Origin of the sequence: Amycolatopsis saalfeldensis (genome assembly GCF_900110575.1) — a bacterium.
Lineage (GTDB): Bacteria > Actinomycetota > Actinomycetes > Mycobacteriales > Pseudonocardiaceae > Amycolatopsis > Amycolatopsis saalfeldensis.
Window position 1 is genome coordinate 83,996 of the sequence record NZ_FOEF01000024.1, and the last position, 22,169, is coordinate 106,164.

At 72.1% G+C, this 22,169-nt stretch carries 15 protein-coding genes; 7 read left to right on the plus strand and 8 right to left on the minus strand.

Annotated elements, in window-relative coordinates; all coding sequences use genetic code 11:
* Window positions 1–5: 5 nt before the first annotated feature.
* Genes BMY97_RS38360 through BMY97_RS38375 form a run of 4 tightly spaced genes read left to right on the plus strand, consistent with a single transcriptional unit; the run spans window position 6 to window position 6,605 of the window.
* Entirely contained in the window at window positions 6–4,322 is a 4,317-nt protein-coding gene (locus BMY97_RS38360) for a type I polyketide synthase (RefSeq protein ID WP_091627621.1), read from the plus strand.
* Window positions 4,319–4,624, plus strand: coding sequence for an acyl carrier protein (locus tag BMY97_RS38365; protein WP_091627479.1), 306 nt, complete (start codon window positions 4,319–4,321; stop codon window positions 4,622–4,624). Before BMY97_RS38360 ends, BMY97_RS38365 begins: the two co-directional genes overlap by 4 nt.
* Window positions 4,621–5,427, plus strand: coding sequence for an alpha/beta fold hydrolase (locus BMY97_RS38370; protein ID WP_091627482.1), 807 nt, complete (start codon window positions 4,621–4,623; stop codon window positions 5,425–5,427). The genes BMY97_RS38365 and BMY97_RS38370 overlap by 4 nt, the downstream gene beginning before the upstream one ends.
* The gene (locus BMY97_RS38375) at window positions 5,427–6,605 is read left to right on the plus strand and encodes a glycosyltransferase (protein WP_091627484.1); all 1,179 of its coding nucleotides are present in this window, start codon (window positions 5,427–5,429) and stop codon (window positions 6,603–6,605) included. Before BMY97_RS38370 ends, BMY97_RS38375 begins: the two co-directional genes overlap by 1 nt.
* Here the strand turns inward: BMY97_RS38375 and BMY97_RS38380 are convergent.
* On the minus strand, window positions 6,572–7,507 hold the full coding sequence (locus BMY97_RS38380) for a catalase (protein WP_218156969.1): 936 nt from the start codon (window positions 7,505–7,507) through the stop codon (window positions 6,572–6,574). The genes BMY97_RS38375 and BMY97_RS38380 overlap by 34 nt on opposite strands.
* A gap of 109 nt (window positions 7,508–7,616) precedes the next feature.
* On the opposite strand from BMY97_RS38380, the gene BMY97_RS38385 reads away from it, so the two are divergent.
* From BMY97_RS38385 to BMY97_RS38395, 3 genes are all read left to right on the plus strand, one after another.
* Entirely contained in the window at window positions 7,617–8,234 is a 618-nt protein-coding gene (locus BMY97_RS38385; RefSeq protein WP_091627487.1) for a TetR/AcrR family transcriptional regulator, read from the plus strand.
* Window positions 8,235–8,266: 32 nt separating this feature from the next.
* Window positions 8,267–9,853, plus strand: coding sequence for a carboxylesterase/lipase family protein (locus BMY97_RS38390; RefSeq protein WP_177231738.1), 1,587 nt, complete (start codon window positions 8,267–8,269; stop codon window positions 9,851–9,853).
* A 144-nt stretch (window positions 9,854–9,997) separates the two neighbouring features.
* Complete coding sequence (locus BMY97_RS38395; protein ID WP_177231739.1) at window positions 9,998–11,035, plus strand: medium chain dehydrogenase/reductase family protein; 1,038 nt, start codon at window positions 9,998–10,000, stop codon at window positions 11,033–11,035.
* Between the two features lie 270 nt (window positions 11,036–11,305).
* Here BMY97_RS38395 and BMY97_RS38400 read toward each other — a convergent pair whose 3' ends face one another.
* The 7 genes from BMY97_RS38400 to BMY97_RS38430 form a co-directional block, all read right to left on the minus strand.
* Window positions 11,306–14,812 (minus strand): glycoside hydrolase family 2 TIM barrel-domain containing protein, encoded by a 3,507-nt coding sequence (locus tag BMY97_RS38400; RefSeq protein WP_091627491.1) that lies wholly within the window; start codon window positions 14,810–14,812, stop codon window positions 11,306–11,308.
* Between the two features lie 174 nt (window positions 14,813–14,986).
* Window positions 14,987–16,381, minus strand: coding sequence for an NAD(P)/FAD-dependent oxidoreductase (locus tag BMY97_RS38405; RefSeq protein WP_091627494.1), 1,395 nt, complete (start codon window positions 16,379–16,381; stop codon window positions 14,987–14,989).
* Between the two features lie 38 nt (window positions 16,382–16,419).
* Complete coding sequence (locus BMY97_RS38410; protein WP_091627497.1) at window positions 16,420–18,279, minus strand: S9 family peptidase; 1,860 nt, start codon at window positions 18,277–18,279, stop codon at window positions 16,420–16,422.
* Window positions 18,269–19,264, minus strand: coding sequence for an ABC transporter ATP-binding protein (locus BMY97_RS38415; RefSeq protein WP_091627500.1), 996 nt, complete (start codon window positions 19,262–19,264; stop codon window positions 18,269–18,271). Before BMY97_RS38415 ends, BMY97_RS38410 begins: the two co-directional genes overlap by 11 nt.
* Window positions 19,261–20,247 carry an ABC transporter ATP-binding protein gene (locus BMY97_RS38420; protein ID WP_091627502.1) on the minus strand — a complete coding sequence of 329 codons (987 nt, stop codon included), beginning with the start codon at window positions 20,245–20,247 and terminating at the stop codon, window positions 19,261–19,263. Before BMY97_RS38420 ends, BMY97_RS38415 begins: the two co-directional genes overlap by 4 nt.
* Window positions 20,244–21,107 carry an ABC transporter permease gene (locus BMY97_RS38425; RefSeq protein ID WP_091627505.1) on the minus strand — a complete coding sequence of 288 codons (864 nt, stop codon included), beginning with the start codon at window positions 21,105–21,107 and terminating at the stop codon, window positions 20,244–20,246. Before BMY97_RS38425 ends, BMY97_RS38420 begins: the two co-directional genes overlap by 4 nt.
* A complete protein-coding gene (locus tag BMY97_RS38430) occupies window positions 21,104–22,069 on the minus strand; it encodes an ABC transporter permease (RefSeq protein WP_091627507.1) in 966 nt (321 codons plus the stop codon). The genes BMY97_RS38425 and BMY97_RS38430 overlap by 4 nt, the downstream gene beginning before the upstream one ends.
* Window positions 22,070–22,169 lie beyond the last annotated feature (100 nt).

Genomic DNA, 22,169 nt, shown 5'->3' on the forward strand with positions numbered 1-22,169 from the left:
CGCGCATGCCGGAAGGGGTGGCGATCGTCGGCATGTCGGTGCTGTTCCCCGGCGCGCCCGACCTCGACGCGTACTGGCAGAACCTGCTCGGCGGCGTCGACGCGATCACCGAGGTGCCGCCGGAGAAGTGGGACAGCGCGCACTACGCGCCCGATGGCGACCGGCGCGCCGACCGCGTCTACTGCCGGCGCGGCGGTTTCGTCGACGAACTGGCCGAAGTGGACGTGACCGGGTTCGGGATCATGCCGAACTCGGTGCCCGCCACCGAGCCCGACCAGCTGATCGCGCTGCGGGTCGCGGCGCAGGCGCTGGCGGACGCGGGCGGCGCGGACCGGCTGCCCGCCGACCGCGCCCGGGTCGGGGTCATCCTCGGCCGCGGCGGCTACCTCACCCCGGGCCTGGCCCGGCTCGACCAGCGGGTCCGCACCGCGAGCCAGCTCGTCCGCACCCTCGGCGAGCTGCTGCCGGACCTCGATCAAGCGCGGCTGGAGACGGTCCGCCAGGCGTTCACCGACCAGCTCGGCCCGGAGGCGCCGGAGTCCGCGATCGGGCTGGTGCCCAACCTCGCCGCGTCGCGGCTGGCCAACCGGCTCGACCTGCGCGGGCCGGCGTACACAGTGGACGCTGCCTGCGCGTCCTCGCTGATCGCGGTCGACCACGCGGTGCGGGAGCTCGACTCGAATCGCTGTGACGTCGTGCTCGCCGGCGGCGTGCACCACTGCCACGACATCACGTTCTGGAGTGTGTTCAACCAGCTCGGCGCGCTTTCGCCGACCGAGCGGATCCGGCCGTTCCACCGGGACGCCGACGGGGTGCTGATCGGCGAGGGCACCGGGGTGGTGGTGCTCAAACGGCTCGCCGACGCCGAACGGGACGGTGACCGCGTGTACGCCGTGATCACCGGGACCGGCGTCGCCTCCGACGGCCGGACCGCGAGCCTGGCCAGCCCGGACTCCGGCGGCCAGGTCCGGGCGGTGCGCCAGGCCTGGGCGGCGGCCGGGGTGGACCCGGCCGGCCCGGACTCGATCGGCCTGCTGGAGGCGCACGGCACGGCGACGCCGGCCGGGGACGGGGCCGAACTCGCCACCCTCGCCGAGGTTTTCGGCGCCGCGGGCAGCGCGGTGCTGGGCTCGGTCAAGTCGATGATCGGGCACACCATGCCCGCGGCCGGGATCGCCGGGCTGATCAAGGCCGCGCTGGCCGTGCACCACGGGAAACTGCTGCCGACCCTGCACTGCGAAGACCCGCACCCCGCCCTCGCGAAAACCCGGTTCGCCACCCTCGACGTGGCGAAGCCCTGGGACGCGCCGATGCGCCGGGCCGCGGTCAACGCGTTCGGGTTCGGCGGGATCAACGCCCACGTCGTGCTCGAACAGGCCCCGCGCCCGTCGGTCCCGGTGGTCGTGCACGAGGCCGAACGCGTGCTGCGGCTGGCCGCCCCGACCGTCGACGCGCTGCGGGAAACGTTGTCCGGCAACGATCCGGCGGTGCTGGCCGCGCCCGAAGGCGAGGGCCCGGTCCGGCTCGGCATCGTCGACCCGACGGAGAAACGGCTCGCGCTGGCCCGCAAGGCCGTCGGCCGGGGAAAACCCTGGCGGGGGCGCAACGACGTCTGGTTCGCCGACCGGCCGCTGCTCGGCCCGGGCGGCGGCAAGCTCGCGTTCGTCTTCCCCGGGCTGGAGTCCGAGCTGACGCTGAACTGCGGCGACGTCGCCCGCCACTTCGGCTTGCCTTGGCGGCACAGCGGCGTCGAAAGCGGTGATGTCGTGGTCGGCGACGTCGGACGGCAGGGCACCGCGGTGTTCGAGCTGGGTCGGCTGCTCGACGCGGCGCTGGCCCGGATCGGCGTCGTCCCGGACGCGCTGGCGGGCCACAGCCTGGGCGAGTGGACCGCGATGGCCGCGGCCGGCCTGCACGCCGCCGACGAGGTGGACGCGTTCCTGGCCGGGTTCGACCCGGACGCGCTGGTCGTGCCCGGCCTGGCCTTCGCCGTGGTCGGCGCGCCCGCCGCCCGGGTCCTCGACGAGCTGGGCGGCCGCGAGGACGTGGTGCTGTCCCACGACAACTCGCCGCACCAGGCGATGATCTGCGGACCGGCCGCGGAGGTCGGCGACCTCGTCGCGCGCTTTCGTGACGCCGGGGTCATCACGCAGGTCCTGCCGTTCCGCACCGGCTTCCACACCCCGATGCTGAGCCCCTACCTCGGCCCGATCCGCGCCGCGGCGGAGCGGTACACGCTGCACCCCGCGAAGCTGCCGGTCTGGTCGGCGACCACGGCGTCGGAGTACCCGGCCGACCCGGCGGAGATCCGGGACCTGTTCGTCCGGCACCTGCTCGAGCCGGTGCGGTTCCGGCCGACGGTCGAGGCGATGCACGCGGCCGGGTTCCGCGCGTTCGTCCAGCTCGGCGCCGGGCAGCTCGGCTCGCTGATCGGCGACACCCTCCAGGGCAGCGAGCACCTGGTCGTTTCGGCGCACTCGGCGCACCGGCCGGGGCTGGCCCAGCTGCGCCGCGTCGCGACCGCGCTGTGGGCCGACGGCGCGGCGGTCGACGTCACCGCGCTGCCGGGACCGGCGAAGGCGCCGCGAACGGCGGTCAAGCTCGACCTCGGCGGACGGCTGGTCTCCCTCGACGACCGGACGCGGGCGCAGGTCGGCGCGGCCCTCAAAACGTCCACAATGGACGGGCTGGGCGCGCTGGCGGCCGGCCCTCCGCTGGCCGCGGAATTCGCCGCCCTGCTCAAGGACACCGCCGACCTCGCGTCCACAGTGCTCGGTGCGTCTTCGCGCCGGCTCCCGCCGCCGAAGGAGCTGCGGACCACGCTGGCGGTGTCGGTCGAGTCGATGCCTTACCTGCTCGACCACTGCTTCTTCAAGCAGCCACTGCAGGCGGAGGTGGCCGACCGCTGGCCGATCGTGCCGGCCACGACCGTGATCCACCATCTGATGGGCTTCGCGGAGCAGGCCGCGCCCGGCCGTCACGCGGTCGCGGTGCACGACGTCCGGCTGAACCAGTGGATCACCGCGACCCCCGCGGTTTCCGTGCCGGTGCGGGTCCTGCCGCAGAGCCGGGGCCGGGTGCTCGCCTCGCTGGGCGGTTACTCACAGGCCGTGGTCGAGCTGGCCCCGGCTTACCCGGCGGACGCGCCCGCGCCCTGGCAGTTTCCCGCCTCGGCCGAGCAGACGCCGACGACCACCGCCGCCGAGCTGTACGACGACCGCTGGATGTTCCACGGGCCGCGGTTCCAGGGCGTCACCGAGCTGACCGCGATCGGCGAACGCCACGTGCGGGCCCGGCTGACCACTCCGCCCGCACCCGGCGCTTTGCTGGACAACGTCGGCCAGGTGCTGGGCTACTGGATCATGGCCCGGCTGCCCGAGCGCACCACCGTCTTCCCGGTGGCCATGCGCGAGATCCGGTTCCACGGCGCGCATCCGGCGCCGGGGGAGCGGCTCGAGTGCCTGGTGCGGATCACCTCGCTCACCGAGGACTTCCTCGAAGCCGACATGCAGCTCGTCCACAATGGACGGGTCTGGGCGGAGTTCGCCGGCTGGCGCGACCGGCGCTTCGACAGCAACCCGGAGATCCGCCAGGCCGACCGGACCCCGGAGCGCGCGACGCTGTCGAAACCGCGGCCCGGCGGCTGGGCCGTGGTGCACGAGCAATGGCCGGACCTGGCCACGCGCGAGCTGATCATGCGCAACTACCTCGCGGGATCCGAACGCGAAGCCTACGAAAGCCGTCCGCCGCGCGGGCGCCGTCAGTGGCTGCTCGGCCGGATCGCGGCGAAAGACGCCGTGCGCCGATTCCTGTGGGCCGAGGGCGAGAGCGCGATGTTCCCGGCCGAGCTGCGCATCGGCAACGACGAGGCCGGGCGTCCCCAGGTGAGCGGCGCATACGGGCGTAAGCTGCCGCCGTTGACGATCTCAGTGGCCCACCGGGCCGAAGCCGGAGTCGCGATCGCCCGGTACGGGCCGTGCGGCATCGACGTCGAAGAGGTCAAGCCGCGCCCTGAGTCCACTGTGGACGCGGCGTTGACCGCAGGCGAAAAGGCGCTGCTCGAAGCCCAGGACGGCGAGCGGGACCGCTGGTTCGCGCGGTTCTGGACCGCCAAGGAAGCCGTGGCGAAGCTGCTGGGCACCGGGTTGCGGGGCGAGCCTCGGAACTTCGAGGTCGTAAGAGCCTCGGCCGACGAGCTGACCGTGCGCGCGGCCGGGCGCGACCGTCGCGTGCACAGCGCCGGCCTCACGAACCTGCCCGGGCAGCCGGCACGCGAGTACGTCGTGGCCTGGACCGAAGAGAAGAAGGAGACGGGAAAATGAGCATCGAGACCACGGCCGTGGATGAGGTGACCGTGCTCGCGCGGCTCAGTGAGATGCTGCGGGAACTGCTCGAGGAATACGGCCTCGACGACACCGAGATCACCATGGACACCACCTTCCACGACGATCTCGAGCTGGAGAGCGTCGACCTGGTGGCGTTGTCCGGGCAGCTGCGTGAGCACTACGGCGACCGCGTCAACTTCGCCGCCTTCATCGCCGAGCGCGACCTCGACGAGATCATCGCGCTGACCATCGGCGAACTGGTCCGCTACATCGTCGGGTCGCTGCGGGCCGCGCCGTGAGCCGGGTCCGGGCGGGTGAGCTGGACGTGCACGTCCAGCGGCTGATCCCGGAAACGCCGCTCGACGGACACGCGCCGATCGTGGTGTGCGTCCACGGCCTGCTCACCGACAGCCTGGCCAGCTACTACTTCACCCTCGGCCCGGCCTTCGCCGAACGCGGTCTCGACGTGCTCATGTACGACCTGCGCGGGCACGGCCGGACCACCCGCCCGCCGAGCGGGTACCGGCTGGAGCAGTTCATCGGCGACCTGGTCGCGCTGCTCGAAGCCGAGGGCGTCACGCGGCCGGTGTACGTGGTGGGCAACTCCTTCGGCGGCTCGGTGGCGTACGGCCTCGCGGCCGCGAGGCCGGACCTGGTCGCGGGTGTCGTGGCGATCGAGGCCGAGCCCCCGACCCGGGAGTGGATCCGCCACATGGCCGACGGCCTCGCCGACGCGAAGACGCGGCTGGCGCTCGACGAGGTGATCGGCTGGATCAAGGAGCACCACGGCGCGCACACCGCCCGGCTGTCCAAGGGGGCGGGCAAGATCCTGCAGGTCACCACGATGGCCGAGGACATCCCGCGCAGCGCCACCATCGAGGACGACCTCTCCGCGGTTCGCTGCCCGGTGCTCGCGATCTTCGGCGCGGACTCCGGGCTGTCCGCGCAGGTGCCGCACCTGCACGAGAGCCTGGCGCAGTGCCGGACCGAGGTGCTGCCCGACCAGGGCCACTCGGTGCTGGTCGAGCGGACGGCCGAAACGATCGAGCTGATCTTCGACTGGGTCCGCGAGACCTCGCGGGTCCCGGCACAGGCGCGCTAGTGGCCCGGTTCCTGTTCGTGGTGCCGCCGCTGGTCGGGCACGTCAACCCGGCCACGGGCGTCGCGGGGGAGCTGGCCGCGCGCGGGCACGAGGTCGCCTGGGCCGGCCACGAAGAGCTGCTGCGACGGCTGGCCGGCGCGCAGGCGCGGGTGTATCCGTGCGCGGTGCCGCCGGAAACCGCCCGGCCGCCCGGGCTCAAAGGCCCCGCCGCGTTGCAGTTCCTCTGGCAGGACTTCCTGATCCCGCTCGCCGACGCGATGGCCCCCGGGGTGCGCGCGGCGATCGACGCGTTCGAGCCGGACGTGGTGGTCGCCGACCAGCAGGCGCTGGCGGGCGGCCTGATCGCCGAGGGTCGCGGCCTGCCGTGGGTGACCTCGGCGACGACGTCGGCCGAGCTGCTCGACCCGCTCGCGAGCATGCCGAAGGTCGCGAGCTGGGTCGGTGAACTGCTGGCGGCCCTGCGGTCGAGGCTGGTCGACGGCCGCGGCGGCGCGGATCCCCGGTTCTCCCCGCACGGCGTGCTGGCGTTCACCACGCGCGAGCTGCTCGGCCCGGCCGCGGTGCCCGAGCCGGTCTGGCTGGTCGGCCCCTCGATCACCGCCCGTCCGTCCACAGCGGACTTCCCGTGGGAATGGCTCGACGCGCCTTGCCCGACCGTCCTGGTGTCGCTCGGCACGGCGAACACCGATGCGGGCGCGGCGTTCCTGACCACGGTGGCCGACGCCTTCGCCGGTCTGGGCGACCGGGCGCGCGCGGTGATCGCCGACCCGGGCGGGGTGCTCGGCGAGGTCGCGCCCAACGTCCTGGTCCGCCCCGAGGTGCCGCAGCTGCCCTTGCTGGCGCGGGTCGACGCCGTGCTCTGCCACGCGGGGCACAACACCGTCTGCGAGACGCTCTGGCACGGGCTCCCGCTGGTGGTCGCGCCGATCCGCGACGATCAGCCGATCGTCGCCGGCCAGGTCGTCGACGCGGGTGCCGGGCTCCGCCTGCGCTTCGGCCGGGCCGACGCAACACGGATCACCGCGGCCGTCGACGCGGTGCTGACCGAGCCCGCGTACCGCCTCGCCGCCGGGAAGATCGCGGCGTCCTTCCACGCGGCGGGCGGCAGCCCGGCCGCCGCCGGCCACCTGGAGGCCCTCGCGGCTCAGCTCAGCCTTCGCTCCGCGGAAACCGAATAGGCGAGCGGCCGGAAGGCCAGCACGGTGTCGTCGGAGAGTTCGACGCCGTGCGTGATCCGGGTCGGGTCGAAGACCTGGCGCTCCCAGTCCGCGGACTCCGGTGAGAGCCGCTCGATCCGGATCTCCCCGGCGGGCAGCAGCGGGCGGTGCTCGGGCCAGGCGATCGACGGGTCGTGCGTGGGGTCGCCCGGCTCGCCGAGCTGGACCACGAGCGTGAACGACACCGGCCCGCCCTCGAGCCGCCGGTCGAGGTCCGGGAGCAGGAAACCGCGCTCCAGCTTGGTGGTGTCCGCATCGAGGTCGGCTTCGCCGAGCTGGGGGACGAGCCGGTAGCGGAACGCCGTGCGGGTGCCTTCGGCGCCGGTGAAGTGGAACGCGTGCAGCCCGTCGTAACGGGTGGTGGCGAAGCTGGCCGGTGCGCGCCGGGAGACGAACGCCTTGATCCCGGCGTGGCTTTCCTTGTGCTGGAACAGGAAGCCGGCGAGCTTGCCGCCGCCGGCGAGCTTCTCCTTCAGCCCGGCCTCGCCGGTCGCGGAGAGGGCTTCGACCAGCTCGACGAATCCCTCGGGCGTGCTGCTCGGGAACACGCGGAAGTTCGCGGCGACGAGGTCGTGCACGCCGTTGCCCTCGCCGTCGAGGAATTTGACGGCCATCCCGCGGATGCCGCGAGCCCGGTCGTCGGCGTCGTACTGCGGTGAGCCGTTGGAGAAGCGGACCACCGCGGAAGTCTCCGTGGTCAGGTGCGCGGCGGAGGTGAGGTGCGCGATCCGTCCACTCGGGACGAACTTGGCCTCGTAGACGGCGCCGCGGGCGTGCAGCCGGCGGTCCTGGGGGCGCGGGTGGCCCGCGGCCTCGATGCGGTTGATGGCTTGTTCGGCGGTCATCCCGTCCGGCGTGGTCACGCGGGGATCGTACAAGGCCGGTGGCCGCCGGAGCGCCCGTGACGCCCGGAAGTGTCCCGCCGTCGGACAGGCCTGATGAAAATTGAACAGGACTGCTAAATTTCTTCCCATGCCCGGGCGGACGGCGGACGAAGGCGCGTCGTTCATCCAGGCCGCACGCAGGAAACAACTGGTCGAGTGCGCGATCGAGGTGATCGCCGAGGTCGGTCTCGCGCGGGCCTCGACGGTGCGGATCGCGCGGCGGGCCGGTGTCAGCCGCGGGGTGCTGACCTATCACTTCCGGGACCGGGCCGAACTCGTCGAGCAGGTCGTCCAGTCCGTTTACGACCTCGGTGCCGAGGCGCTCGCGCTCCCGATGGCGCGGGCGGGCGACCCGAGGCAGGCCTTGCTGGCCTTCATCGCCGGCAGTATCGAGCTCTATGCGGCCCAGCCGGTCGCGATGGCCGCGCTGACCGAGATCTACGCCGACGCGCGGGCCGCCGACGGGGTGTCGCGCGCCCGGCATCGGCGGCACGGCCGGGAAATGTCCGAGATGGCCGCGATGCTGCGGGCCGGCCAGTCCCAGGGCCTGTTCCGCGATTTCGACGTCGACGTCATGTGCTCGACGATCCGCTCGGCACTGGACGGCGCGCTGGCGCACATCCTCGGCGGCGGCCGGGCCGAGCCCTACACCACGGAACTGCAAGCCATCTTCGACGCCGCAACGGCAGCAGAGGTGACCCGATGAACCGTTCCGACCGAACCCGATACCGAACCCGGATGAGCCGCGCGACCGCCGGCCTGGCCGTCGCGCTGGCGGTGCTCTCGATCACCACCGCCGGCCCCGTGAACGCGGCCCCGGCCGAGGCGCCATTGACCGTGACAGTGGATTCCGGCCGGCTGCACGGCACCGTGGCCGGCTCGACCCGGCAGTTCCTCGGCGTGCCGTACGCGAAGCCGCCGGTGGGCGAGCTGCGGTGGACGCCGCCGCAGCCGGTGGCGCACTGGTCCGGAGTCCGCGAAGCGACAGCCGCGGGCAACCCCTGCCCGCAGCAGGGCGCGCTCCCCGGCAACCTGCCCCCGATCAACGAGGACTGCCTGTTCCTCAACGTGACCACGCCGCGGTCCGAGCGCCCGGGCGCCCGGCTGCCGGTGATGGTGTGGTGGCACGGCGGCGGCTACACCACCGGCGCCGGCTCGCCGTACGACGCGCAGCGCCTGGCCGACCAGGGCGACGTCATCGTGGTGACGGTGAACTACCGGCTCGGCATCTTCGGCTACTACGGCCTGCCCGGGCTGGCGGGGTCCGGGAACTTCGGGTTCGCCGACCAGATCGCCGGGCTGAAGTGGGCCAAGCGCAACGCGGCCGCGTTCGGCGGCGACCCGCGCAACGTGACCATCTTCGGCGAGTCCGCCGGGGGCATGTCGGTGTGCGCGATGCTCACCTCGCCGCAGGCGCCCGGGCTCGTCGACAAGGCCGCGATCTCCTCCGGCTCGTGCCGGCTCGACTGGCCGGACGGCGGCCTCTTCCCCGGCACCCCGGCCCAGACGCCGTACATCTCGCTGGCGCAGGACCAGGCCGACGGCACCTCGAAGGCGGCGAGCCTGGGCTGCACCACCGAGGTGCTGCGCTGCATGCGCGGCAAGCCGATGGCCGAGCTGCTGCCGTCCACTGTGGACTTCTCCGACCACCTCGCCTACGGCACCTCGCTGCTTCCGCGTTATCCGGCCGATGCCCTGCGGGACGGCCGGTTCGCCCGGATCCCGGTGATCTCCGGCGGGAACGCCGACGAGGCCCGCTCCTTCGTCGGCGGCGCGATCGTCGCCGACCCGTCCTCGGTCACCGCGCAGAGCTACCCGAAGCTGATCCAGCAGGCCTTCGGCGACCAGGCGGGCAAGGTCGCCGCGCGGTACCCGCTTTCGGCCTACCCGTCGGCGGCGCTGGCCTGGTCCACGGTGATCACCGACGGGGCCTGGGCCTGCCCGACCGCGACGGCGGACCGGCAGCTCGCCGCGCACACGACCGTCTACCCGTACGAATTCGCCGATCCGAACGCGCCCAACGTCAACGGCATCAACCTGCCCGAGCTGCCGCAGGGTGCCGCGCACGCCACCGACCTGCCGACGTTCTTCGACCTCGGCGGCGTCAACCTGCTCAAGACCCCGCCACAGCAGGAGCTGGCGGCGAGCATGATCGGCTACTGGACCCGGTTCGCCTGGACCGGGAACCCGAACCGGCCCGGCGCGCCGCACTGGGCGCGGGCCACGCGCATCGGCACCGCGGCGTTGCAGTTCGTGCCCGGCGCGATCCAGCCGGTCGACTTCGCCGCCGAACACCAGTGCGGGCTCTGGGACTCCCTCGGCTGACGCCCCTTTCACTGCACGCCGGCCGGCCGCGCTCCCCCAGGGCGCGGCCGGTTTTGTCCTGCCCGGCCGAGCGGCTCCGACGGCTATTGCCTACTCCGGAAGTTAGATGCTATAACTATCGCAACAGCAACGAACGGAGTGACCATGAACCACATCGGCAACGCCCAGCTCACCCAGGTGGTCCTGCCCGGCAAGGTCGGCGTCGACGGCTTCCGGGTCGAGCGCGGCCCGGTCCCGTCGCCGGGCGCCGGCCAGGTGCTCGTCGACACGGAGGCGTCCGGCATCTCGTTCGCGGAGCAGCAGATGCGCCGCGCCAAGTACTACGACCAGCCGCCGTTCCCCTTCGTGCCGGGTTACGACCTGGTCGGCACCGTGCTGACCACCGGCGAAGGCGTCGACCCGGCGCTGCGCGGGCAGCGGGTGGCGGCGCTGGTGAAGGTCGGCGGCTGGGCCAGCCACGTGGTCCTCGACGCGGGCAAGCTGATCCCGGTTCCGGACGGCATCAGCGCCGTCGATGCCGAGACGGTGGTGGTCAACGGCATCACCGCGTGGCAGATGCTGCACCGCAAGGCCCGCGTGCAGGCTGGGCAGACGATCCTGGTGCACGGCGCGAACGGCGGCGTCGGCTCGACGCTGGTGCAGCTCGCCCGCGTCGCGGGGGTCAAGGTGATCGGCACGGCGTCCGCGCGGCACCACCAAGCGCTGATGGAGCAGGGCGTGACGCCCATCGACTACCGCATCGAGGACGTGCCCGCCCGGGTGCGGGAACTCGCCCCGGACGGCGTGCACGCGGTGTTCGACCACCTCGGCGGCCGCAGTGTCGTGGACTCGTGGAAGCTGCTCGCCAAGGGCGGCACGCTGGTCTCCTACGGCAGCGCCTCGACCAAGGACGACGACGGGTCCAAGCAGTGGCCGGTGCTCAAGATCATCCTGCGCCTGGCGGTGTGGAACGCGGTGCCGAACGGCCGGAGCGGGTCCTTCTACAACATCTGGACCGGGGTCAAGAACGCCGACGCCTACTACGGCCGGCTGCGCGCGGACCTGGCCGAGGTCTTCGCCCTGGTGCGCACCGGCGAGCTGACCGCCAAGCCCGCCGCCGTGCTGCCGTTCGAGCGCATCACCGAAGCGATGCGGCTGGCGGAGTCCGGCACGGTGGCCGGGAAAGTCGTGCTGACGCCCTGAATTCGCCTACTGTGCGAACGGCAGGTACGGCCGTAACCGCCCCAGCCGGGCTCGCGCGGGGACGTCTTGCTGCTGCACCAGGAAGCCGCCCACGATCGCTCCCGCGTCAGGCTCGACGCGGTGCGCCACGGCCACCTCTCCCGGGAGCGACGGCTGCTACAGCCTGCGTGTCGGCCTGCGCAAGGACCCGGTCTCCAGGGTGAAGCCCCATCGGGTGCTCGCCGGGATCCACGGGCACTGGTTGCCTGAGTGACGCCCTGAATTCCCGCCTCAGCCGGTGATCTCGTCCGACGGCACCTCCAGCTCGGTGATCCGGAGGAAGCCGGTGGGGGTGTCCGGCGCCGGGCTGGTCAGGTCGAGCCGGAGTGACGTGGTGCTGACCGGCTGGAACGTGATGGTGGTCGGCGCGTTCGACTGCGTCGCGAACCGCACCTGCTGATCGCGCGCCGGCAGCCAGCGGGCACCGTCCCAATAGGACACGGTGATCGACCGGGGCAGCACCAGTGAGGCGCTGATCGTGAAGTAGGCGACCACGGCGGCAACCCGCTGTCCTTCGGGCCAAGTCACCGAAACCCAGTCCGCGGCATGCGCCTTGCTCACCTCGGGCAGCGTGTAGGTCGCCGACTTGGTGTAGGAGTTCGACCAGCCGCCGGAGGTGGTGACGCCGTCGAGCAGGCCGGCCGGCACGCTGTCCGGGCTGCCGGAGTAGCCGGCGTCGGCCGTCGGCTTCGCCGGGCTGGTCACGAGTGCGATGTTCCGGTTGGGGACGAAGGAATCGGTGACCCGGACCGTCGCGGTGGCACGGCGGCCGGCCGCGCTGCCCCCGACCGTGAACTCACCGGGCCGGGCGTACTTCTCCTGGCCGACGCCGTCCCAGCTGACCGGCACGGTCTGGGTGACGCCATCGGTGTACCGCGCGACGACCACCGAGGGCAGGTACGGCGGCGCGCCGACCGGGGTCACCGTCGAATACGGCTCGACCGCCGCGACCGCGTAGCTGGTCACCGTCGCGTGCGCGGGCACCGACGACCGCGGCACACTCCCGGTGAGTGAATACGTTGCCGCGCCGGAAGATCCCGTGCCGCTCCAGCGGACATCGAGGGGCGCGGTGGACCCGTCGGCGTACACGCCGGTGACCGTGGACGGCAGGGCCGGCGGAGTCCCCGCGACGGTGCGGACGGACACCGGCTGGGTCGCCACGAGCCCGTGCGCCGAGCCGTCGGCCGCGAACACCGTGGCGGTCGCCGGGGCGAGACCGGGGCTGGTCGCGGTGACCGTGATCGCGCCGGGACGCGAGCCGGCCCGCACGATGACCAATGCCTTGCCGTTGAACGCGGTGTGCGTGGTGGAGGTGAAGCCCTCGCCGCTGTCCTCCTTGCCGTTGTCGGCACCGGCGAAGGAGCCGGCGCCGGACACACTGAAGGTGATCGCGTTGGCAGCGCCTGGGTTCACGACCCCGCCCTGATCGACGACGTCGACGGTGACGTAGGCCAGCGCTTTGCCATCGGCGGGCAGCACGGGACGGTCCGCGGTGAGCCGCAGTGCGAGGGGCGGGCCGGCGGTGGTCAGCTCGTCGCGCGCCACCACCCGGCCGCGATCGTCTCGGGCGACACAGGACAGTTTCCCGGGCTGGAACGGCACCTTCCAGGTCAGGTGCAGCTTTCCGGTGCCGCCGTTCGGGCTGGTGTAGCTGCCGGACGGGAAGTTCTTGTCGTCACCGGTCGGCTCGGTCGTCTCCAGGTAGCGCGCACCGTCCACAGTGGTCTTGACGTCGTAGGACCTCGTTCCGAGGGAGCGGCCGTTGAGCAGCAGTTCGACACTGCGCACGTTCGTGTAGGCCCGGACCTCGACCTCCTCGCCGTGCTCGTGGCCGGTCCAGTCCATCGGCACCAGGTGCACCATCGGCGCGGACGTCCACTGGGACTGGAACGCGAAGTAGGCGTCCTTGGCGAAGCCGGCCGTGTCGACCAGGCCGAAGGCGGAGGTCTTCACCGGGAACTGCGCGTACGGCGTCGGCTCGCCGATGTAGTCGGTGCCGGTCCAGACGAACTGCCCGCCGCTGTAACGCCGGTCCCGCTCGACCTTCAGCACGTATTCGTGGCTCATCGTCCACGACGAGAGGTTGTTGTCGTAGGCCGAGGGGAGCCGTTTGCCCGGGGTGTAGTTCTGGCCGGTGTTGACGTACGCCGGATCCTGGTAGACCCCGCGCGCGGAGGTGCACGACGAGGACTCCGACTCGAAGAACATCTTCGCCGGGTACCTCGCGTGCATCGTGTCCATCACGCGCGCCGGCTCGTAGCTGAACCCGACCAGGTCGAGGTTCTGCAGCATCTGCTCGCCCGGCGAACCCGCCGCGGGCGGCTCGCGGTACTGGTCGCAGTTCGCGGTGACCGGGCGGGTGGTGTCGATCTTCTTGACGCCGGCGATCAGCCGCTTCTCGATCGGGAGGCTCGCCGCCTCGGTGAAGTCGGGGATCTCGTTGCCGATCGACCACATGATCACCGCGGGGGAGTTCTTGGCCGCGTTGACCATCTCCGCGAGGTCGGCATCGGACCATTCGTCGAAGTACAGGTGGTAGTCGTAGTCGAGCTTGCCGACGTGCCAGCAGTCGAAGGCCTCGACCATCATCACGATGCCCAGCCGCTCGCAGACGTCGATCATCTCCGGCGACGGGGGATTGTGCGAGGTCCGCAGGGCGTTGACGCCGGCCCGCTGGAGCGTGGTCAGCTGCCGCCACAGCGCGTCGTGGTTGTTGACCGAGCCGAGCGCGCCCTGGTCGTTGTGCAGGCAGACGCCCTGCAGCTTGAGGTGCTTGCCGTTGAGTGAGACACCCGTGTCGGGGTCGAAGCCCAGCCAGCGCACGCCGAACGTGGTGTCGTAGCTGTCCACGACTTTCTTGTCCAGCACCACTTCGCTGCGCAGCGTGTACAGGTACGGATCGGTGGTCGACCACAGGCGCGGGCTCGCGAGCTTGATCTCCGCGGTCGTGCCGTGGCCGGTGGCGACGGTGTGGCCGGCGGCGTCCCGGATCGTGGAGACCACCTCCGCCGGCGCGCCCTCGGCGCCTTCGAGCGTCGTCTCGACCCGTACGGTGGCGTAGCCGTTTTTGATGGTGGCGCCCAGATCCGGTGTGGTGACGAAGGTGCCCCACCGGCCGACGCGCACCGGGTGCGTCGCGGTCAGGTGCACGTTGCGGGTGATGCCGGTGCCGGAGTACCAGCGGCTGCTCGGCTGTTTGTTCTGCACCACGACGGCCAGCACGTTCGGCGTGCGGCCGTCGGTGTGGGCCTTGCCGGTGAGGTCGAAGCTGAATCCGGTGTAGCCGTACGGGTGATTGCCCAGCAATTCACCGTTGAGGTACACGTACGAATTCATGTAGACGCCGTCGAAATCGACCGTGAGGTGCTTTCCGGTCATCGAAGCGGGCAGGGTGAACGTCTTTCGGTACCAGCCGAGCCCGCCGGGGAAATAGCCGGTCCCGTCGCGCTGGCCGGGCTCCGGCTGCTGCTCGATGCTCCAGTCGTGCGGCAGGGCGAGCGGCCGCCACCCGGAGTCGTCGAACGCCGTCGCCGCGGCCTTCGGGTCGTCGGAGTTGCCGTACCGGCCGGACGGATCGGTGACGTCCTGGGTGTTCACCAGGTGGAATTTCCAGCCCTGGTTGAACTCGACGGTGCGCTCGCTCTGGTCGAGCACGCCGCCGGCGGCCGCGGAGGCGCTCGGCTGGTCCAGTCCCCAAGCCAGCGCGGACCCCACCGCGGCGGCACCCGTACCGGTCATGAACGTCCTGCGGTCAAGTTCCACGACGAACTCCCCACCTCAAGAACCACCTACAACGAACAACACTAAACCAGATCGAACAACGGTGGAAGTGCCCTTGCTACTTCCGGATTGGTGGACATGGAGTAATTGCCGTTCGGCCATTCGGCGCACATTTCCGGAGAATGGCGAGCCTCAGCTGTCGAACCCGAAGCCGACGCGGTCCATGGCCTTGAGCCAGAGGTTGCGGCGCCCGCCCCGGCGGTCGGCGCGGGCGAGGGCGAGCTGGGTGAGCCGGACGCCGGTCCAGCGCAGCGGCTCGGGCGGGAACGGCATGGGCTTGGTGGTCACCATGGTGGTCCGGGTCCGTTCGGTGGGCACCCCGGACAGGAGGTCGAGCATGACGTCCGCGGCGAAGCGGGTGGCCCCGACCCCGAGGCCGGTGTGGCCCGCCGCGTAGGCCACCTTCCCGCGCGCGGCCGTGCCGTAGAACGCGCTGAACCGGGTGCACGTGTCGATCGCGCCACCCCAGGCGTGGCTGAACCGCAGCCCTTCGAGCTGCGGGAAGGTGCGGAAGAAATTGGCGGCCAGCGAGCGGAGCGTCCGCGGCCGGGTGTCGTGCTCCGCGCGGACCCGGCCGCGGTAGTGGTACACGGCGTCGTAGCCGCCCCAGAGGATGCGGTGGTCGGCGGTCATCCGGTAGTAGTGGAACTTGCTGCCGGTGTCGGCGAGGCCTTGACGGCCCTCCCAGCCGATCGCCGCCTGCTGCGCCTCGCTGAGCGGTTCGGTCATCAGCGCGTAGTCGTAGACCGGGATGGTGTAGGGCCGGACCCGCCGCAGCGGCGAGCGGAAGGCGTTGGTGCCCAGCACGGCGTTGCGCGCCAGGACGGTGCCGAACCCGGTCCGGGCCGTCACGCCGCGGTCGTCGTGGTCGAGCGCGGTCACCGGGCTGGACTCGAAGATGCGGACGCCGAGCCGTTCGCAGGCCTCGGCCAGTCCCCAGGCGAGCTTGGCCGGGTGGACGAGGGCGACCCCGTCGGGATCGGACACCCCGGCCAGGTAGGTCGGCGAATGCACTTCGGCACGCACGCGGGCGCCGTCCAGGACCTCCATCTTCTTCCCGCAGCGGGCGGCCAGCTCGGCGGTGTGGTGCAGCTGCGCGATCTGGTGGGGGTCGGTGGCCACGGTGATCTCGCCGCTGCGGCGCCAGTCGCAGTCGATGCCGTAGCGGGCGAGGGTGTCCTCGATGCCCTGGAGGTTCTCGGCGCCCAGGCGTTCGAGCAGGGCGAGTTCTCCGGGCCACCGGCGGTCGCCGTTGGGCAGGCCGTGGGTGAGGCTGGAACTGCAGAAGCCGCCGTTGCGGCCCGAGGCCGCCCAGCCGATCCGGTTGCCCTCCAGCAGGACGACGTCACGGGCCGGGTCGCGTTCCTTGGCCAGCAGCGCACTCCACAGGCCCGAGTAGCCGCCGCCGACGACCACCAGGTCGGCCGAGGTGTCCGCGACCAGCGCGGGCCGGGGGCGCGGGCGGCCCGGGTCCTGCAGCCAGAACGGCTCGAACAGGACGTCGCGCAGGGACGCGGTGGTGTTCATGGGGAAAGTGGTCCTTTCGGCTTCGAGGTGGGGCCGGGTCACCGCTGCGACCAGCGCTGCCCGCGCAGGGCCCGCCGCACGAGGCCGAGTTCGCGCTCGTGGGCCTCGAGCATCGCCACGGTGCTGGTGGTCTCGTGCCCGCCCTCGAACCAGTCGAGCACCGCGTCGCCGCCGGCCGCGGTCAGCCGGCGGACGTATTCGCCCGCCTGGCGCGCGGGGGTCCGGGAGTCCGCACGGCCCTGGCTCAGCAGCACCGGCGCGCGGACCTGCTCGACGTAGGTCAGCGGTGAGCTGTAGGCGAACCGCTCGGGCGCGGACTCCGGGGTGCCGCCGATGAACCCGCGCCACGCCGCCTGCAGCGCGGGCGCCATGTCGTCGTAGGCCAGCCGCCAGTCGGCCATCGCCACGGACGCGAGCCCGCCGGCGAAGAGGCCCGGCAGCCGGCCGAGGCTGAGCAGCGTCATGAAGCCGCCGTAGGACGCGCCGGCGATGAACACCTCGGCCGCGATTCCCTGATCCACCAGCCAGTTCCGGGCCGCTTCCACGTCTTCCAGCTCACGGTCGCCGACCGCGCCCCAGAAGCCCTCGCGGAACTTCCGCCCGAACGTCACCGAGCCCCGGTAGTTCAGCGAAGCGAAGCCGAACCCCTCGTCGAGCCAGGCCTGCGCGGACGGGTCGTAACCATCCACTGTGACCAGATTCGGTCCACCGTGGATGTACAGGATGGTCGGCACCGGACCGGTCGCCGACGGCGGCCGCGCGGCCCACAGCTGGAGCTTCGTGCCGTCCTTGGAGACGACACGCTCGGACTTCAGCCGAGTGCCGGGCACGATCGGCCCCGGTTCGAGGCGCGTCTTCGGCTCGCGCCGTGTGGCGTCGAGGGAAAGGACTTCCAACGGCCGGTCGAACCGCTGGCGCACCAGCCGGATCTCGTTGCCGGGGCCGTAGTGCGAAGCCCAGTAGCAGGGCAGCGGGCTGGCGACGTCGGGGCTGAAGTAGGCGCCGTCCGGATGGTCCACACGGGACAGTCCGGCGGTGGCCAGGTCGTACTCGTAGAGCCGGTGGATGCCTTCGTCGACGTGGGCGAGCAGCAGGAGGCCGGCGTCGTCGGACCAGTCGAGGGTGACGAGGTCTCCGGTCAATTCGGGTGCGTCGACGTCGATGCGCGCCCCGGTCAGCGGATGCCAGACCGCGGGCCGGGCGAAGCCGGAGCGCTCGGTGCTGACCAGGAGCCGCGGATCACCGGGCACGGGGGAGAACCGGACCGCTCGGACCGGCGCTTCGGGCCCGTCGGAGAGCATGGCGAGGACGGCGCCGTCCCGGTCGGCCACGGTGACGGCGAACCGGCGGGTGCCGGGGTTGTGGTCGGTGGTGTCGATGCTGGCGTACGCGCCGTCGGCGGAGACGCGGCTGTTCCAGGCTTCGTTGCGGGTCTGGTAAAGGCGGCGCGGTTGCCCGCCGGACGGCAGCAGCCAGAGCCCGAAGCCGTCTTCGGCGGACGCGGCGATCACGATCGCCGAACCGTCCTGGGCGACGTCGCTGCCGCGCAGCACGTACTCGGGCAGGCCGGGGGTGAGGTCGGTGCCGGGGCCGCCGTCGGCCGGAAACGACCACAGGTGACCGATCTCGGCACCGGTTTCGTCGCTCAGCATGAGCACCGAGCGGCCGTCCGGTCCCGGCGCCGGGCAGTCGACGAGCGCCGGCAGCCCGCCCACGGGCGTGATCGCGCCGGTCTCCGGGTCCCAAAAGGACACTTCCCGGCCCGCCTTGCCCACGGCCAGCACGAGTTCGAGGCCGCCGCCGCCCGGGCTCCGGGTGCTGCTGACCCGGATGGGGACCTCGAACCGGGCGCGCCAGCCGGTGGCGTGCGCTTCGGACGAGCGCGGTTCAGACGACATGGCGCAACTCCTTGTGGTGACAGGCGGCCTGGTGGCCGCGTTCGTCGGTCAGCAGGGCGGGGACCTCGTCGGCGCAGACCTGGGTGGCCTTCCAACACCGGGTCCGGAAGCGGCAGCCGGACGGCGGGTCGGCCGGGCTGGGCAGCTCGCCCGAGAGCACCAGGCGGGTCCGCGCGCGTTCGACCCGCGGGTCCGGCACCGGGACCGCGGACAGCAGCGCCTGGGTGTACGGGTGCTGCGGGCGCTCGTACAGCTCGTCGGCGGGAGCCTGCTCGACGATCCGGCCCAGGTACATCACGGCGACCTCGTCGCTGACGTGCCGGACCACGGCGAGGTCGTGCGCGATGAGCAGGTAGGTCAGCCCCAGCCGGTCCTGCAGCCGCTCCAGGAGGTTGAGCACCCCGGCCTGGATGCTCACGTCCAGCGCGCTGACCGGCTCGTCCAGCACGAGCACGTCCGGGTCGACCGCGAGGGCGCGGGCGATGCCGACGCGCTGGCGCTGCCCGCCGGAGAACTCGTGCGGGAAGCGGCCGGCGTGCTCGGGGTCGAGCCCGACCAGCTCCAGCAGCTCGTGCACCCGCTCGTTTTCGTGGCCGCGGTGCAGGTGGTGGATCTGCAGCGCCTCGCCGATGATCGCGCCGATCGTCATCCGCGGGTTCAGCGAGGCGTACGGGTCCTGGAAGACCATCTGGATCCGGCGCCGCGCCGTCCGCAGCGGCTCCGGGCCGAGCGCGGTGAAGTCCTCGCCGTCGAGCAGGACGCGGCCGGCGGTGGGCTCGACCAGCCGGACCAGGCAGCTCGCCAGGGTGCTCTTGCCGCAGCCGGTTTCCCCGACCAGGCCCAGGGTTTTGCCCCGGCCGATGGTGAAACCGACCTCGGACACGGCCTGCACGGAGCCGGTACGGCGGCGGCGCAGCCCGGACCGGATCGGGTACTCCTTGACCAGTCCGGCGACGACCAGCCCGCCGGTGCCGGGCGCGGTCATGCCCCCGCCCCCTCGAATTCGCCGAGCCGCAGGCAGGCCGCGGTGTGCGCGGCCCCGACCGCCGAAGGGACCGGGACGCCCGTGTCGCACCGGCCGGGCTGGGCGTGGCGGCAGCGGGGGTGGAACGCGCAGCCTTCCGGCCGGTGCCGCGGGCTCGGCGGCTGGCCCGGGATCCGGTACAGCTCACCGCGTTCGCGGCGGTCCAGGCGCGGGAGCGAGGCGAGCAGGCCCTGGGTGTACGGATGCGCGGTCTCGTAGAAGATCGGCTCGACCGGCCCCTCCTCGACCTTCGCGCCCGCGTACATCACCAGCACGCGGTCGGCGACGCCGGCGACCACGCCGAGGTCGTGGGTGATCAGCAGGATCGCGGCGTCCGTGCGGTCCTGGATCCGCTCGATCACGTCCATGATCTGGGCCTGCACGGTCACGTCCAGCGCGGTCGTCGGCTCGTCCGCGATCAGCAGCTCCGGCTCGTTGGCGATGCTCATCGCGATCATCACGCGCTGGCGCATGCCGCCGGAGAGCTCATGCGGGTACTGGCCCGCGCGGGTGGCCGGGGACGGGATGCCGACGACGTCGAGGAGTTCGACCGAGCGCCGCCGCAGCTCGGCGCGGCGCGGGCGGGCGTCGTGCACCCGGATGGCCTCGGCGATCTGCTCGCCGACCGTGCGGACCGGGTTCAGCGCGGTGAGGGCGTCCTGGAAGACCATCGCGATCCGGTTGCCGCGCAACGGCCGCAGCTGGCCCTCGGACAGGCCGAGCAGCTCCCGGCCCTGGAACCGGATCGAGCCGGTGACCCGGGCGCGGCGGGGCAGGATGCCGAGCACCGCCATCGAGGTGATGCTCTTGCCGGAGCCGGACTCCCCGACGATGCCCAGCGTCTGCCCGGGCTCGACGCGGAAGGACAGCCCGGTCACGGCGGTGACGAGGCCGTCGTCGGTGGGGAAGCGCACGGTGAGGTCGTCGACTTCGAGCAGGGTCACGGCCGGGCTCCTTGGGGGTCGAGCGCGTCTCGCAGGCCGTCGCCCACGAAGTTGATGGCGATGGCGGTGAGCAGGATGAACAGGCCGGGGAAATAGAGCAGGTACACCTTGTCCGTGCCGATCAGCCCGGACGCCTGGCTCAGCATGTTCCCCCAGCTGGTCTCGGGTGGCTGGACGCCGTAGCCGAGGAAGCTGAGCGTGGATTCGATGATCACCGCGGTGGCCGCGCCCAGCGAGGTGTTGACCGCGATGACACCGGTGAGGTTGGGCAGGATGTGGCGGAGCACGATACGCCCGCGCCGGGCGCCGAGCACCTTGGCGGCGGCGACGTATTCCTTCTCCCGCAACGAAAGCACCTGCCCGCGCACGACACGGGCGACGTAGGTCCAGAACAGCGAGGCGAGCACCAGCACGATGGTGGCCGGGGACTTGCCGAAGCCCTGGAGCGCCAGCGCGAGCACGACGATCGCCGGGACGACCAGGAACAGGTCGGTGACCCGCATGACGACCTCGTCGACCCAGCCGCCGAAGTAACCCGCCACCGCGCCGAGCGTGGTGCCGAGCGCGGTCGCCAGCACCGCCACGGAAAGCCCGATCGCGAGGGAAATCCTCCCTGCGTAAAGGATTTCGCTGAGGTAATCGCGGCCGAGTTCGTCGGTGCCGAGCCAATGCGCACCCGAGGGCAAGGCCGGGCCGAGGGCGAGGTCCTGGGCGTTGCGCGCGAACGGCGCGATCCAGTCCGCGCCGAAGCAGCAGACCAGGAGCACGGCGAGCACGCTCAGCCCGGCCACGGCGAGTTTGTGCCGCAGGAACCGGCGGCGGGCGAGCTGCCACTGGGTGCGGGCGGGGGCACTGGTCATCGGAGCCTCACGCGGGGGTCGAGCAGGGCGTAGGAGATGTCGGCCAGCAGGTTGAACCCGATCACCGCGACCGCGATCACCAGCATCCACGGCACCAGCACGAAAACGTCGCCCGACAGCAGGGAGTCGAGGAACAGCCGTCCCATGCCCTGGATCGCGAAGACCTGCTCGGTGACGACCAGCCCGCCGAAGAGAATGCCGGCGTCGACCGCGGCGACGGTGACGAACGGGCCGAGCGCGGTCCGCAGCGCGTGCCCGAGGATCACCTGGCGGCGCGGCACCCCCTTGGCCCTGGCGGTCCGGACGTAGTCGCTGGCCAGCGTTTCGAGCATGGTCGTGCGGGTGTAGCGGCTCCAGCTGGCGACCAGGCCGACCGTCAGGGTCAGCACCGGCAGCACGAGGTGGCGGGCGTAATCGCCGATCCCGCCGCCGCCCGGCGAGTGCAGGCCGACGAAGTACAGCGGCGGGTCGTTCAGGCCGAACTGCTGCTGCGGCCACGCCGCCAGCAGCTGGATCAGGATCAGCCCGAGCCAGAACGGCGGCATCGCGACCCCGAGGTAGGACAGCCCGGTCAGCGCGAAGTCGCCCGCCGAGTACTGCCGCACCGCCGAGTAGACGCCGACGGCCAGCGCCACCAGGCCCGCGAACAGCGCGCCCCAGAACACCAGCTGCAGCGTCGTGCCGAGCGAGGGCAGGATCAGGTCCCGCACGGCGCCGCCGGTCCGGGTGCTCACCCCCCAGTCACCGGACGCGAACGCCTTGAGCCACAACCAGTACTGCACCGGGACCGGCCGGTCGAGGCCCAGCCGGGCGGTTTCGCGGGCGATCACCGTCGGGTCGGGGATCGAGCGCAGTTTCGCGAGCGGGTCGAAGGTGACCCGCACCGCCCAGAAGAGCAGGAAGGACGCGACGAGCACCACCGGCACGGAGTACAGCAGGCGCCGCAGCGCGTATGTGAGCATCTGACCTCCTTGTCCTGTAAGAGATTCCGGCTCAGGCGGCGAGGCCCCATTGGGCGAGGTTCCACCACGGGCCGCTCGCCGGGTTGATGGACAGCGGGCC